Origin of the sequence: Pedobacter miscanthi, assembly GCF_003315595.1 — a bacterium.
GTDB classification, from domain to species: Bacteria; Bacteroidota; Bacteroidia; order Sphingobacteriales; family Sphingobacteriaceae; genus Pedobacter; species Pedobacter miscanthi.
This window is the reverse complement of sequence record NZ_QNQU01000009.1, coordinates 153,456-167,342: the sequence shown is the minus strand read 5'-3', so window position 1 is coordinate 167,342 and position 13,887 is coordinate 153,456. Positions and strand designations below refer to the sequence as shown.

Here is a 13,887-nt window from a genome sequence, read left to right as displayed (position 1 = left end):
GAGCTGCCTGATGAGAGGCGGCTCTTTTTGTTTTAAATGCTTTGCGTTCTGAAAAACGTTTATTAGATGCCGTACATTAAGGTCGTCACCCTGAATTTATTTCAGGGTCTATCTGGCATGAAAGATGCTGAAATAAATTCAGCATGACGATCGCGTTAGTCAAACAGGCTAAAAATTAGTCAGTATGAATAAAACAGAAATAAAAAAACTCCTGCTCTTTATCAGAACAGGAGTTTTCGAAAGATGTATACTAATTTCTATTAATTAATCTTTGTATAATAGATATTCAGTTTCATTTTGTTTGTGGCTGCATCGCCTGTTCCAATCACCGACCTTTCTGCTGAAGTTGCAGTAGGTACATTTTGGAAAAGATTATAAGAAGTTGGTGCTAAGAAAGTGCCTTCGTCTTTTATGGTACCATCAATCAAGCTTTGAACATAATTGGTGATGATAAAAATATAACGGTTTTTTGTTGAATCAAAATATCCGCCAAATAGTGCCTCACCCGCTGCAGAAATACCCGAAGAGCTTACCGCAAAATTAGTGTAATCGGGAATGTTAGCTGGTTGATGTGCAATGTCCCAGCGGTACAAAGAAAGTCGCTGTGCCGGGGTAAAAGGATATGCCGGAGTACCTCCACCCAGTTCAATAACAAGTTCGGCCTTGTTAATGATTGATTTTCCGTATTTACCATTAAATTCTCCCAAATCCGGGAAGCTAATTTTTGTTTTAACACCTGCCAAACCTTGCAGGTAAGTTACATTATATGCAGTGGTTGATGCATCAATTTGAGTTTGTACAGGAGTACCAGCATAGTCATGTTTAATATTTGCAGCTACACCAGCATACCCTGAGGTGGTAGAAATTCCAATTGGAAAATTTACAGTCGTTGTATCTGTTCCGTTTGATGAATTGGTTTTTCTCCAAACCAGCTGTAAATATGAATCTGCACCTGAAAAATTAAAGAATCCGATACCTCCTGTACCTGTTGCAGATGAGGTATTTGCCTTTGCATATAAACCTTTAAAAGTATTTGCAAACTTGGTATTTGACGAAGTTCCTGCTGTACCGAGGTTTAAAATGTTATTCTGGATAAAGTTTTTATCAAGCGGGATCCTGATCTGCGCCGGAACAACTTTTAAAGTATCGGCTTTGCCAGCCACAACATCTAATATTTTTCTCTTGGTGTTTGGTGCGAATTTGCCGGTAAAATTTCCAAGCAGGGTATTATTGATGGCCTGAACATCCGAACTTTTATAGTTGGCAACAGGATTGGCCAGCTGGAAAACGTCTATGCTGTATTTAGAATTAACCGTATCACCATAAAATTTGGTTATGGTACTGGCTTCATCAAATTTTAATACTAAAACTGCCGAATCAAGCTGCGGTGCAGTACCGAAATCGTAACTTGTACTTACCGGATAAACCGTCATGGCTATTGCAGCTTCCGTTTTACCGAAAATAGGATCAACCATATAGCCTAGCGGGTAGCGGCTTTGCGCAAAAGTATTTGCAGCAGTTTCCTTAACCAGCTGGGTACTTACAGGCGATACCACCAGCGTACCGGTAATTGAAGAAGCCGGATCTACATCTAAACCAACGGCACTTTCGTCTTTACACGATGCAAAAAGAAAAAGACCTATCAACAGGGTTAATAAGTCTTGTTTTGTAAATTTCATATTTTAAATAATAATACCTAATTAAGCTACTGAAACCAATTCGTCATTTGAAATTTCCTCATAAAAAGTATAGAAGTTTTCAAAATTCTCGGTTAAGTTAAAAGCTAATGTTGGCTTATTGGAATCTTTAACAAATTTTAACACATCTTTGCTCAGGTTTTCGTCTCCTAAAACCACTGCGTCAGAGTGTGTTACAGCGCCAATGTGCATACTGTCGATATCGGCAGGTGTAAACGCTTTGGTATCATCTTCCGTCATGTTGGCCATTACAGCTTTTTTGGCGAAATTGGCATTTAATTTTTCTGTAAAACCATCTTCATAAACAGAATATACTACTTTAGAATTTTTGAAAGTAGGATCGTTTTTATAAGTGGTTTTGATATAAGCAGGAACCAATGAGCTCATCCAACCATGGCAATGAACGATGTCGGGTGCCCAACCTAATTTTTTAACGGTTTCTAACGCACCTTTGCAGAAGAAAATAGTACGCTCGTCGTTATCGTCGAAAAATTTTCCACTTGCATCTCTGAATACCTGTTTGCGCTGGAAATATTCTTCATTGTCTAAGAAATAAACCTGCATGCGTGCAGCTGGGATGGAGGCTACTTTAATGATTAAAGGGTTATCATTGTCATCAATAATGATGTTCATTCCCGATAAGCGGATTACTTCGTGTAAACGATTTCTTCTTTCGTTGATGTTACCGAATTTTGGCATCAGGATGCGGATTTCAAATCCCTTTTCCTGCATAGCCTGTGGCAATTGGCGCGTAATTTCAGAAATTTTAGTAAGCTCGAGGAAAGGCGACATCTCGTGTGTAACAATCAGCAGCTTCGTTTTTGCCATCTCCATATTTTAAGAAAATATTAAGTTAAATAAAAGATAATGAGCGGCAAAGATAAGCATAATAATACTATTTATCAAGATTGACAAGTATTGTTTGCTTTCGTTTAGATTAATTTACACCTTTACGGCTTTAATTTAAATTGTGCGAATTGGAAATATTTAAAACCAAAGCATCGCTTCATGCTTTTTTACAACCTTTAAAAGCATCAGCAAAAAAAGTAGCATTAGTGCCTACAATGGGCGCTTTGCACAGCGGACATATATCATTGATAAAACTGGCCCAGCAAAATGCCGATATCATTATTTGCAGCATTTTTGTAAATCCAACCCAATTTACCGATCCTAAAGATTTAGAGAAATATCCACGTCCGATTGAGCACGACCTTGCCATGCTAGCCGATGCCGGCTGTAATGGTGTATTTATGCCCAATGTAGAAGAGATGTACCCGGGTGGGGCCGATGAAGCATGGCATATTGATTTAGGCAATGCCGAATTTTTACTGGAAGGCGAATTTAGAAAAGGGCACTACCAGGGGGTAACGCAGATTGTAAAAAAACTTTTCGATGCGGTAGAACCTGATGTGGCTATGTTTGGTCAGAAAGATTTTCAGCAGGTACTGATGATCAAAAACATGCTGGCCCATTTTAAATTGCCAATCAAAATCATCGTTTGTCCGATTATCCGTGAAGATGATGGTTTGGCCATGAGCAGCCGCAATATCCATTTATCACCCATCGACCGTAAAAATTCGCTGGTATTGAGTAAGTCGTTACAATTTGTAATAGATCATTTTAACGAATATCCGTTAGTAGAACTGGAAGAAAAGGCAAAATCTTTCTATAATAATATAGATGGTGTTGAACTCGACTATTTTACCATTGCCAATGGCGATACCCTCGAGCCTGCCAAATCGAAAGACGAAGAAAATCTGGTTGCTTTAGTTGCCGCAAAAGTAGGGTCGACCAGGCTGATTGATAATATGATTATTAAGTGATGTAAGATGGAAGGGGTAAAATGGATGATGTGGGGACGTATAGCTCATGGTTTTATGGATCTTGGTCTGGGGTGCTAACCATCAACTATTAAATCATCATCCCATCACCCATTTTACATATTACATCCTCCTTACATTTTCCGTTTTTTTCATCCAATGCTTTATTACTAACTTTGCCGAATGGTTATCACAATATTAAAATCGAAAATACACCGTGTTAAGGTAACACAGGCCGAACTGAATTATGTAGGCAGTATTACGATAGATGAAGATTTGATGGATGCTGCTAACATCATCGCTAATGAAAAGGTGCAGATTGTAAATAACAACAATGGTGCACGTTTCGAAACTTATGTAATAAAAGGCGAGCGTGGTACCGGAACCATTTGTTTAAATGGGGCAACAGCCCGTTTGGCGCAGCTCGGCGATATCCTTATTATTATGTCATACGGCTCACTGCCGATAGAAGAAGCTAAAAAATACAATCCGATCCTTGTTTTTCCTGACGATAACAACCACTTGCTAAAATAAATTGTGACCTTCGACCTCAAAACGGCAGTAAGATACATCATCCTGTTTTTAATTGGGGTAGGGGTATTATATTTAGCGTTCAGAGGTCAGGATTTAGGCAAAATCTGGCAGGAAATTAAAACCGCAAACTACTTTTGGGTAACAATTTCTGCCTTAGCCGTATTAATTGCCCATGTGTTAAGGGCTTTGCGCTGGCAGATGCTTTACAAATCTATCCATTACAAAGTTAGTTTCCTGAATGCCTACCATGCAGTAATGATTGGTTACCTGGCAAACCTCGCGCTGCCGCGTTTTGGAGAACTTGGGCGTTGTTCAGTAATTCATAAGGCAGAAAAAGTGCCAATGTTTGCCTCTATAGGTACGGTAATTACCGAAAGGCTTTTTGATGTGCTGATGCTTTTTCTAACCAGCCTGGCCATGATCGTGTTCCAATATGATATTGTTTCGGATTTTTTGTACAATACCATTTATCTTAATCTGGTTAAAAAACTAAATAGCTTAAATTATTGGTGGCTCGTTGGCTGTGGGATATTAATCCTGGCACTCATTGCGTTGGCTATTTATTTCCTTCGGAAAAAGGTCAGTAAAAAGTTCCTCCGTATTTTTGTCAGCCTGCGCCAGGGGTTTGGCTCTTATGGAAAACTGAGGCAAAAAGGCTTGTTTTTAACCTATACCCTGGGAATCTGGATTTTCTATTCGCTTTCCATGTATTTTGCTTTTTCATCCATCCAGGCTACTTCCGGCCTGCATTTTAACGCCGCATTTACTGCAATTGTATTTTCGGGCTTTGCCATGGCTGCACCGGTGCAGGGCGGTATAGGTGTTTTCCACTGGATGGTTGCCCAATCGCTTGTGCTATATGGTATTTCGTTTAAAGATGGATTGGCTTATTCAACCATTATTCATTCATCACAGGTTTTGCTTATATTCATTTTAGGTAGCCTGAGTTTGTTTTTGGTGTTGGCGAAAAAAACTGGCCATCATTAATATTATTATTTTTTTTGCAAAGCAGTTCCGTGGTGTGTAGGTTAATTCCGGCCCCGTCATCCGCTATAGTTCAGATGAAGGATCTGGAGCTGCCGCTACTGCCGGGTTTAGGAGGCTACATGGTGCTACTATTTTTGGTTAAATAACCTGACCGAAAGCGTTATCCGGATTCATCCATCTGAGTTAAGCAATGGGGAGGGCTATCCAGACCGAAGTATTACTGCCTTTGCTTTCCAAAAATAAACCAGATTGATTTTATAGCTGTACCAAACCAACCTAAATACGTCACAGCTAAACAAAACAATTCTAAAAATAAATTACTATGCAGCCATAGTAATTCAGATCAGAAATGCTACATTTGATTTACTAACCTTTTATACATAAATGTTATGCATTTTGAATTAAATGAAGAGCAATTAATGATTCAGCAGGCTGCCCGCGATTTTGCGCAGCAGGAATTAAAGCCTGGGGTAATCGAAAGAGACGAACATCAGAAATTTCCTGCCGAACAGGTTAAAAAACTTGGCGAACTCGGTTTTTTGGGGATGATGGTCGATCCTAAATATAATGGTAGCGGTCTCGATGCCGTTTCTTACGTATTAGTAATGGAAGAACTTTCCAAAATAGATGCCTCTGCCTCGGTAGTGGTTTCGGTAAATAACTCACTGGTGTGTTATGGATTGGAAAAATACGGAACCGAGGAGCAAAAGGAAAAATACCTGAAACCGCTCGCATCAGGAGAAAAAATCGGTGCCTTTTGTTTGTCAGAGCCTGAGGCCGGATCGGATGCCACTTCGCAAAGCACAACCGCCGAAGATAAAGGCGATTATTACCTCCTTAATGGCACCAAAAACTGGATCACCAATGGTAGTACCGCTTCAACCTATCTGGTTATTGCGCAAACCCACCCCGAATTAAAACACAAAGGTATTAATGCTTTTATTGTAGAGAAGGGAACCGAAGGCTTTACCGTTGGACCAAAAGAAAATAAACTCGGCATCCGCGGTTCTGATACACATTCTTTAATGTTTAATGATGTTAAAGTACCTAAAGAAAACAGGATCGGTGAGGATGGTTTTGGTTTTAAATTCGCTATGAAAACCCTAGAAGGCGGCCGGATCGGTATTGCGGCACAGGCTTTAGGTATTGCACAGGGCGCTTTCGAACTGGCCACGCAATATGCTAAAGAACGTAAATCGTTTGGCAAGCCGATTTCAGAACACCAGGCCATTGCCTTTAAGCTGGCCGATATGGCTACCCAGATTGAGGCCGCAAGGTTGTTGGTTTATAAAGCTGCATGGTTAAAAGATCAGGGTTTGCCTTATACCCAGGCTGGCTCAATGGCTAAACTTTATGCTTCAAAAGTAGCCATGGATGTAACCATAGAAGCCGTACAGGTACATGGTGGTTATGGCTTTGTAAAAGAGTACCACGTAGAACGTTTAATGCGTGATGCCAAAATTACCCAGATTTACGAAGGCACATCCGAAATCCAGAAAATGGTGATTTCGAGAGAAGTTATTCGTTAGTTTCGAGCTTGAAGTTGGGAGATTGGAGCTTTTAGTCCAAACTCCCAACTTGATCTTTTTCATAAGTTTAGTGCTTAGGACCATTTGTCTAAACTCTCAACTCAAAACTCCCTACTTAATCTTTCTCTCCTGCTACTGCGCTAAATACAGCTTTAATCAGGGCTACTACAATGGCTAAAAATGCTGCAGCAAGAAAACCTGAAGTATTAAAAGAAGCCATCATGTTATCGACCAGTAAAATCATTAAAACGGTGATAATAAATGATACCAGTCCTAACGTTAAGAAATTGATCGGGAAAGTTAATAGCCTTAGGATGAATCCAATGGTTGCATTAGCAAGTGCAATAAGCACTGAGGCAATAATTGCATTGCCATAACCATCAATGCTTACGCCCGGCACCAGTTTTGCACCTATAAAAAATGCCAGTCCTGTTAAAAGGATTTCAATAATAAATCTCATAATTGTTTATTTTTGTAAATGTTTAAACGCGTTTTAAAATGTTCGGTTGTTGTTGCAGTTTTCTTATCTGCAATTTCATGTTCGAATAAAAACAACAAACCGGTAATTAAGTTTTCAGCGGATAGCACTTCAATAATAATTAAAAATATTGACGAGGCGAGCCTGCTGCAGGTTAAAAATGCCTATCAGGCTAATGCAGATACAGTTAATATGATGTCGGTTTTGATCATGCCCGGCGAACTCGACAGTATTCAGGATGAACTGGAAATGCCAGGTAAGGTTAAAATTGCCGGCGATTCGCTTATTTTCAATCCCGATCAGCCTTTTGTAAAAGGTAAAAATTATCTGGTAGAAAGTTATATCGGTGTAAAATTCGCAACCGTGGGCGATATGATTTCGGGCAGTACCAAACACAACCTACAGCCACAGAAACAAACACTTAAACGGTAATAATCAGCATAATAATTACAGCAACTGTTTGAAATTTCCTAAAAAATTACTACATTTGCATCGTAATCGAAGAAAAGAGAAGGGGACAGTGTCCCCTTTTTCTATGAAATCAGGTTAAAATATGCAGGTAGAAAAGAGAGTTGCAGCCCTCGTTGAGGAAAAAATAGCAGACCGACCAGAGCTGTTTCTGGTTGAAGTGAAAATGTTGCCAAACAATAAGTTGATTATCCATGTTGATGGCGACGAAGGTATTAGCATACAGGATTGTGTAGCCATAAGCAGGCATGTTGGTTTTCATTTAGAAGAAGAAAACGCAATAGAGCAGGCTTATAATTTAGAAGTTTCTTCGCCGGGTGTTGGCGAGCCTTTAAAATTGATACGTCAATATCAAAAGAATATTGGTCGTACAGTAAGCATCAAACTTAAAGAAGGTTTGAAAAAAGAAGGAAAACTGTTAGAGGTTGCAGAAAACAACCTGCTGATTGAAGAATCGGTTAAAGAAAAAGGGAAAAAGGCAGTAGCGATTGAAACAGCTGTGCCGTTTAATGATATATTAGAAACAAGTGTGTTAATTTCATTTAAGTAAAAATGAGTACTACAACAATTAATTTGATCGACTCTTTTCAGGAGTTTAAAGATTTCAAAAATATAGATCGCCCAACGGTGATCAGTGTGCTGGAAGAAGTTTTTCGTAGCATGTTGCGTAAAAAATACGGAACAGACGAAAACTGTGACGTTATTGTAAACCCGGATAACGGGGATTTGGAGATCTGGAGAACAAGAAAGGTGATGGAAGATGGATTTTCGGAGGATGATGACCTGGAGATCGAACTTGCTGAAGTACACCAGATTGACCCTAGTTTAGAAGTTGGCGATGATTATATCGAACAGATCACATTAGAGAGTTTTGGCCGCAGGGCAATTTTAGCTGCACGCCAAACACTGGTTTCTAAAGTATTGGAATTAGAGAAAGACGAAATTTTCAAAAAATATAAAGACAGGGTAGGCGAAATCGTAACAGGTGAAGTTTACCAGGTTTGGAAAAAAGAAACTTTGGTTCTGGATGATGAAGGTAATGAGCTTTTAATGCCTAAAACCGAACAGATCCCGGCTGATTATTTCAAAAAAGGCGATTCTGTAAGAGCAGTAATCTCTAAAGTAGAAATGATCAACGCCAATCCGAAAATTATTATTTCAAGAACGGCACCAGAATTCTTGCAACGTTTGTTCGAACAGGAAGTTCCGGAAATTTTTGATGGATTAATCACCGTTAAGAAAATTGTACGCGAACCCGGAGAACGTGCTAAAGTCGCTGTAGAATCGTATGATGACCGTATCGATCCGGTTGGCGCATGTGTGGGTATGAAAGGATCACGTATCCATGGTATCGTTCGCGAATTGAAAAACGAAAATATTGATGTGATCAATTTCACAAATAATATTTCACTATACATTACCCGTGCTTTAAGCCCGGCAAAAATCACTTCCATTAAACTGGATGATGAAACCAAACATGCATCGGTTTATTTAAAACCTGATCAGGTTTCATTGGCCATCGGACGTGGCGGACATAACATTAAACTGGCTGGTAAATTAACCGGTTACGAAATTGATGTATACCGCGAAGCTGGAGAAGAAAGCGACGAGGATGTGGATCTGGAAGAATTCTCAGATGAGATTGATAGCTGGATCATTGATGAATTAAAGGCTATCGGTTGCGATACCGCTAAGAGTGTATTGGCACTTACAGTAGAAGATTTAGTAAAACGCACCGACCTTGAAGAGGAAACCATTAAAGAAGTGGTTCAAATTTTGAAGTCAGAATTTGAATAAGTGGTGTAATTGCCAAATAAACACTACTTTTGTATTAAATAAAAAACAATAACAGGAGCTAAATGTCAGACGACAAACCAATCATTTTAATTAAAGCTATTAAAGAACTTAATATAGGCATGGGTACGGCCGTTGAGTTTTTAAACAAAAAGGGATTCTCTGCCGAGAAAAGCCCTATGTTTAAACTTACGGGTGAGATGTATAATGCCTTATTAAAAGAGTATCAGGGAGATAAGATCGTAAGAGAAGAAGCCAAACAAATAGTGATTGGTAAAATACGTCGTGACGAGCCTGAGACTGAAAAGCCAGTAGAAGCGCCGAAGAAAAATACCGATTTTGAGAAAAATGAAGAGATTTTAATCAAAAATGCTCAATCATTTACCCCTCCGGTAGAAAAACCAAAGGTAGTTGAAACCCCTAAGGTAGATACACCTGCACCGGCACCTACGCCAACTCCTGCGGCAGCAGTTGAGCCTGTAAAAGAAACTAAGGCAGAAGAAAAAGCAGAGGAAACCGGATTACCGGGCGTTAAAATTGTAGGTAAGATTGATTTAAATGATCTTAACTCGAAAACACGTCCTGTTAAGAAAGAAGAAGTCCCTGCTGCCCCTGCACCAGTTGCAAAAGCTCCGGAGCCTGTAAAACCAGTTGAACAACCTAAAGTGGAAGAAAAACCGGTTGAGGTTAAAAAGGAAGAAGCGCCTGCTGCACCTGCACCGGTTGCTAAAGCACCAGAGCCTGCAAAACCGGCAGAACAGCCTAAAGTTGAAGAAAAACCAGCTGAAACAAAACCTGTAAGCAACGAGCCTGAGGTAATTAAAGCCCGTACTGTAAAATTAAGCGGTCCGAATATTATCGGTAAAATCGAGTTGCCTACAACTCCTGATAGGAGAAACGGTCCGGTTGCTTCATCAAGCGATAGCGAAGCAGCAAAACGTAAACGTAAACGCAAAAAAACACCTGGAGCACCAGGCCAGCCAGGTCAACATGGCGGTCAGCAAGGACAAAATAATCCTGCAGGCCAGCAAGGTCAGGGTGGCGCACCAGGTCAGCCTCGTCAACCTTATCAAGGTAACAGACAAGGTGGCGGTACACCATACCAGGGTAACCGACCTGCCGGACAGGGCGGTACTCCTTACCAGGGAAATAGAAACAATAATAACAGGCCAGGTTTCCAAAATAGAAATGCTACACCAAGCGGACCTAAAGAAGAACCTACTGAGAAAGAAATTCAAGATCAGATCAAAGCAACACTTGCACGTTTAAGTGGTGCGGGTAAGTCTGGTAAATTTGCTCAACGTGCCAAATTGCGTCGTCAGAAACGTGATGATGTAGCGTTTAATGCCGAAGAAGCAGCAAATGAACTTGAATCGCAATCGAAAATATTAAAAGTAACAGAATTTGTTACCGCTAACGAGTTGGCGAGCATGATGGATGTACCGGTTACCAAAATTATCGGAACCTGTATGAGTCTTGGAATGTTCGTTTCCATCAACCAGCGTTTAGATGCTGAAACTTTAACCATTGTAGCAGATGAGTTTGGTTACGAAATACAATTCGTTAAACCAGACGAGGATGAAGAAAATGTAATTGAGGAAGAAGATAACGAGGCAGATTTAATCGAAAGAGCTCCGGTTGTAACGATTATGGGTCACGTGGATCATGGTAAAACCTCATTGCTGGATTATATCCGTAAAGCAAATGTGGTTGCTGGTGAGGCAGGTGGTATTACCCAGCACATTGGTGCCTACATGGTAACTACCCCAACCGGTAAAAAAGTAACTTTCCTGGATACACCAGGTCACGAAGCCTTTACCGCGATGCGTGCACGTGGTGCTAAGGCTGCTGATATTGCCATTATCGTAATTGCTGCGGATGATGCAGTGATGCCTCAAACAAAAGAGGCCATTAACCACGCACAGGCAGCAGGCGTACCATTGGTATTTGCTTTCACTAAAGTAGATAAACCGGGTGCTAACGCAGATAAAGTACGTGAACAATTGTCAACCATGAATATTTTGGTTGAAGATTGGGGCGGTAAATATCAATCGCAGGAAATTTCGAGCAAAAGCGGCTTAAATGTTGATCTTCTTTTAGATAAAGTATTATTAGAAGCCGAGTTATTAGAACTGAAAGCCAATCCGAATAAGAGAGCTACAGGTACTGTAATCGAGTCGGCATTAGATAAAGGACGTGGTATTGTAACTACCGTATTGGTTCAGGCCGGTACTTTAAGGGTTGGAGATCCGATCCTGGCAGGTAGCTATAGCGGACGTGTAAAAGCATTAACCAACGAGCGTGGTGCTAAAGTAGAATCAGCAGGTCCGTCACAACCGGTACAGGTTTTGGGTATGCAGGGTGCACCTACAGCGGGCGATAGGTTTAACGCTTTAGAAAGTGAAACCGAAGCACGTGATATTGCAAACAAACGTATGCAGTTACAACGCGAGCAGGGATTACGTACACAGAAGCACATTACCCTTGATGAGATTGGCCGTCGTTTGGCAATCGGTAACTTTAAAGAACTTAACATCATCGTTAAAGGTGACGTGGATGGTTCTATCGAGGCACTTGCCGATTCATTGTTGAAACTATCAACCGAGCAGATTCAGATTAATATCATCAGTAAAGGTGTTGGTCAGATTTCAGAATCTGATGTATTGTTGGCTTCGGCTTCAGATGCGATTATTATCGGTTTCCAGGTTCGTCCATCAACTGGTGCACGTAAACTGGCAGAGGCAGAGCAGATCGATATCCGTTTATATTCTATCATTTACGATGCGATCAACGAGATCAAATCTGCAATGGAAGGTATGTTGGATCCGGAATTTGAAGAGAAAATTGTGGCCAACGTAGAGATCCGCGAAACCTTCAAAATCACTAAAGTGGGTACCATTGCAGGTTGTATGGTATTGGATGGTAAGATTACCCGTAACAGCAAAATCCGTATCGTAAGAGATGGTGTTGTAGTTTACACCGGTGAACTCGCATCGTTAAAACGCTTTAAAGATGATGTGAAAGAGGTGAACAAAGGTTATGAATGTGGTTTAAACATCCAGAACTTTAACAACATCGAAGTGGGCGATATCGTAGAAGCTTACGAACAGGTAGAAGTGGCCAGAAAGCTATAAAATACTTAAGTTATATAAAATTTAAAGTGGCCTTTCGGGCCACTTTTTTTATACCAATAAATTTTCAATCTCAAAAATATCGGATAATTTTAAGTTATGATCTCAAAAATATCGGATAATTTTAAGTTATCATCTTAAAAATATCGATATTTGCATTTGATATTTATCTTTATGGAAAGATCAACAGCTTTAAAATCGTTAAAAAATCACTTAGGTAAGCCTCAGCATACTATTATTATAGGGCCAAGGCAGATCGGAAAAACTACGCTCGTTAAACAATTGGCTGAGCAATTGGAAAAGGATAACGAACTGGTTTATTTTCTCACATTTGAAGATCCCACCATTTTAGAGGCTGTAAATCATCATGCCGAAAATATATTCAACTATACTTTATTGCCGGCTGATGTGCCTGCAGATAAGAGATTGTACATTATTATTGATGAAGTTCAGTATGCAAAAAATCCCAGTAATTTTTTAAAGCTGTTATACGATAAATATTCACCAAAACTAAAAATTATTGCAACTGGCAGCAGCGCATTCTACATTGATAAAAGTTTTAAGGATAGTCTGGCGGGCAGAAAAAAAGTATTCGAATTTTTCCCTTTGGCCTTTGATGAGTTTCTTCATTTTAAAGGCGAGGATGGTTTAATTGTGGAGTGGGAACAGATGATTAGAAGACCAGCGTATCAAGGCCTTCAACTAAACCGTATAAATGTTTTGTTTGATGAATATTTGGTTTATGGTGGTTATCCGGCCGTAGTTTTGGCAGACACTGAACAGGAAAAGCAGGAAATGCTTAAAGAGCTTGTAAACAGTTATATGAAAAAAGATGCTTTGGAAGCAGGTATTAAAGAAGAACTCAAGTTTTTTCAGCTGGCAAGGCTGTTGGCCGATCAGACTGGCAATCTGCTCAATAATAACGAATTGGGAAATACCCTGCAAATGGCTAGTTCCACGATAGAGAATTACATTTATTTGATGCAGAAAACTTTTATTGTAAAGTTGCTATCTCCTTTTTATGGTAATGTGCGTAAAGAGTTGACGAAAATGCCTAAGGTTTATTTTAACGATAACGGTTTGCGTAATGCATTGCTGAATAACTTTTCAAAACTAAACGATAGGGCCGATAAAGGTGAACTGTTAGAAAATTATGCATATATCAGGTTGAGGCAGCTTTATGATGCCGATCATCTCCATTTTTGGCGTACTGCTGATGGTAACGAAGTAGATTTTGTGGTAGAAGAACAACTCAACAAAGGGATGGCCTACGAGGTAAAATATAACGATGTTCAGTTTAAACCTAGCAAGTATAAAAAATTCGCTGAGGCATATCCAGATTTTGATCTGAAATGTATATGTAAAGTACTCACAAGAGAGGGATCAATAGAAGCGATTAGGTTATAGCTTTTCGTGAGTGATGGAACTTATAATAATTGAACCACTTCC

Annotated in this window: 12 protein-coding genes; 9 read left to right on the top strand and 3 right to left on the bottom strand. The window is 39.8% G+C overall.

Features of this window, described 5'->3' with window-relative positions:
- Window positions 1-260: 260 nt before the first annotated feature.
- Window positions 261-1,679, bottom strand: coding sequence for a DUF4270 domain-containing protein (locus DRW42_RS12190; RefSeq protein ID WP_113949097.1), 1,419 nt, complete (start codon window positions 1,677-1,679; stop codon window positions 261-263).
- Between the two features lie 21 nt (window positions 1,680-1,700).
- Window positions 1,701-2,525, bottom strand: coding sequence for a glycogen/starch synthase (locus DRW42_RS12185; protein ID WP_244215257.1), 825 nt, complete (start codon window positions 2,523-2,525; stop codon window positions 1,701-1,703).
- A 149-nt stretch (window positions 2,526-2,674) separates the two neighbouring features.
- Here DRW42_RS12185 and panC point away from each other — a divergent pair, with 149 nt between their 5' ends.
- The 4 genes from panC to DRW42_RS12165 all read left to right on the top strand — a co-directional run bounded on the left by panC (window position 2,675) and on the right by DRW42_RS12165 (window position 6,567).
- On the top strand, window positions 2,675-3,520 hold the full coding sequence (gene panC / locus DRW42_RS12180) for a pantoate--beta-alanine ligase (RefSeq protein WP_113949095.1): 846 nt from the start codon (window positions 2,675-2,677) through the stop codon (window positions 3,518-3,520).
- A gap of 180 nt (window positions 3,521-3,700) precedes the next feature.
- Window positions 3,701-4,051 carry an aspartate 1-decarboxylase gene (gene panD / locus DRW42_RS12175; protein WP_055909206.1) on the top strand — a complete coding sequence of 117 codons (351 nt, stop codon included), beginning with the start codon at window positions 3,701-3,703 and terminating at the stop codon, window positions 4,049-4,051.
- A 3-nt stretch (window positions 4,052-4,054) separates the two neighbouring features.
- Window positions 4,055-5,038, top strand: a complete 984-nt coding sequence (locus DRW42_RS12170; protein WP_158544333.1) for a lysylphosphatidylglycerol synthase transmembrane domain-containing protein — start codon at window positions 4,055-4,057, stop codon at window positions 5,036-5,038.
- Window positions 5,039-5,427: 389 nt separating this feature from the next.
- The gene (locus tag DRW42_RS12165) at window positions 5,428-6,567 is read left to right on the top strand and encodes an acyl-CoA dehydrogenase (RefSeq protein ID WP_113949093.1); all 1,140 of its coding nucleotides are present in this window, start codon (window positions 5,428-5,430) and stop codon (window positions 6,565-6,567) included.
- Between the two features lie 115 nt (window positions 6,568-6,682).
- Here DRW42_RS12165 and DRW42_RS12160 read toward each other — a convergent pair whose 3' ends face one another.
- Window positions 6,683-7,027, bottom strand: coding sequence for a phage holin family protein (locus tag DRW42_RS12160; RefSeq protein ID WP_113949092.1), 345 nt, complete (start codon window positions 7,025-7,027; stop codon window positions 6,683-6,685).
- 18 nt (window positions 7,028-7,045) lie between these two features.
- Between DRW42_RS12160 and DRW42_RS12155 the strand changes: the two genes are divergently transcribed.
- The 5 genes from DRW42_RS12155 (at window position 7,046) to DRW42_RS12135 (ending at window position 13,845) form a co-directional block, all read left to right on the top strand.
- A complete protein-coding gene (locus DRW42_RS12155; protein ID WP_113949091.1) occupies window positions 7,046-7,477 on the top strand; it encodes a hypothetical protein in 432 nt (143 codons plus the stop codon).
- A 121-nt stretch (window positions 7,478-7,598) separates the two neighbouring features.
- Window positions 7,599-8,063 carry a ribosome assembly cofactor RimP gene (rimP, locus tag DRW42_RS12150; protein ID WP_113949090.1) on the top strand — a complete coding sequence of 155 codons (465 nt, stop codon included), beginning with the start codon at window positions 7,599-7,601 and terminating at the stop codon, window positions 8,061-8,063.
- Between the two features lie 2 nt (window positions 8,064-8,065).
- Window positions 8,066-9,310: a transcription termination factor NusA gene (nusA, locus tag DRW42_RS12145; RefSeq protein ID WP_113949089.1), complete on the top strand. Its 1,245-nt coding sequence runs from the start codon at window positions 8,066-8,068 to the stop codon at window positions 9,308-9,310.
- 62 nt (window positions 9,311-9,372) lie between these two features.
- The gene (gene infB, locus DRW42_RS12140; RefSeq protein ID WP_113949088.1) at window positions 9,373-12,441 is read left to right on the top strand and encodes a translation initiation factor IF-2; all 3,069 of its coding nucleotides are present in this window, start codon (window positions 9,373-9,375) and stop codon (window positions 12,439-12,441) included.
- A gap of 171 nt (window positions 12,442-12,612) precedes the next feature.
- On the top strand, window positions 12,613-13,845 hold the full coding sequence (locus DRW42_RS12135; protein ID WP_113949087.1) for an ATP-binding protein: 1,233 nt from the start codon (window positions 12,613-12,615) through the stop codon (window positions 13,843-13,845).
- Window positions 13,846-13,887 lie beyond the last annotated feature (42 nt).

Excerpts from the sequence above, each read along its gene's own strand:
- nusA (WP_113949089.1), top strand. The coding sequence starts at position 8,066 with ATGAGTACTACAACAATTAATTTGATCGACTCTTTTCAGGAGTTTAAA.
- panD (WP_055909206.1), top strand. The coding sequence starts at position 3,701 with ATGGTTATCACAATATTAAAATCGAAAATACACCGTGTTAAGGTAACA.
- DRW42_RS12135 (WP_113949087.1), top strand. The coding sequence starts at position 12,613 with ATGGAAAGATCAACAGCTTTAAAATCGTTAAAAAATCACTTAGGTAAG.
- DRW42_RS12165 (WP_113949093.1), top strand. The coding sequence starts at position 5,428 with ATGCATTTTGAATTAAATGAAGAGCAATTAATGATTCAGCAGGCTGCC.
- DRW42_RS12155 (WP_113949091.1), top strand. The coding sequence starts at position 7,046 with ATGTTTAAACGCGTTTTAAAATGTTCGGTTGTTGTTGCAGTTTTCTTA.
- rimP (WP_113949090.1), top strand. The coding sequence starts at position 7,599 with ATGCAGGTAGAAAAGAGAGTTGCAGCCCTCGTTGAGGAAAAAATAGCA.
- DRW42_RS12185 (WP_244215257.1), bottom strand. The coding sequence starts at position 2,525 with ATGGCAAAAACGAAGCTGCTGATTGTTACACACGAGATGTCGCCTTTC.
- infB (WP_113949088.1), top strand. The coding sequence starts at position 9,373 with ATGTCAGACGACAAACCAATCATTTTAATTAAAGCTATTAAAGAACTT.
- DRW42_RS12190 (WP_113949097.1), bottom strand. The coding sequence starts at position 1,679 with ATGAAATTTACAAAACAAGACTTATTAACCCTGTTGATAGGTCTTTTT.
- DRW42_RS12160 (WP_113949092.1), bottom strand. The coding sequence starts at position 7,027 with ATGAGATTTATTATTGAAATCCTTTTAACAGGACTGGCATTTTTTATA.